We start from the raw sequence: 301 nt of genomic DNA, 5'->3' as shown, positions 1-301 counted from the left end.
GATCGCTTAATAGATCTTGTCCAATCAGACGAAGAAGATTGTAAACGAAGGCTCCCATGACCAACACGAGCGCATTCGTTTTCATCTTCCCAGATGGAAGCCGCTCTAAATCTAAGTCGCTCTTCAGTTCGCTATGAAACTGTTCGCATGTCGCATGGTCATGATACAACGCGAGCACATCGCTCATTCGAACATGCTCGTATCCTTTGAGCCGCACCCAATAGCTTTCCACTTCATAATCAGGAACGAGCATCAGCTGTCCATTGCGTTCCATCGTTCGTTCCGTCACTTGGGTGACTTG

The 301-nt window shown here is 47.8% G+C and carries 1 protein-coding gene; it reads right to left on the bottom strand.

Annotated features, from left to right (window positions below; genetic code table 11):
- Positions 1 to 301 (bottom strand): transposase (locus tag NET03_RS13410; protein ID WP_353655836.1); only part of this gene is annotated, 301 nt, incomplete at both ends.

It is taken from the genome of Thermomicrobium sp. CFH 73360, from assembly GCF_023806465.1.
GTDB lineage: Bacteria > Chloroflexota > Chloroflexia > Thermomicrobiales > Thermomicrobiaceae > Thermomicrobium.
Note: the sequence above shows the minus strand (reverse complement) of the source record. Positions and strands in the feature narration are given on the sequence as shown.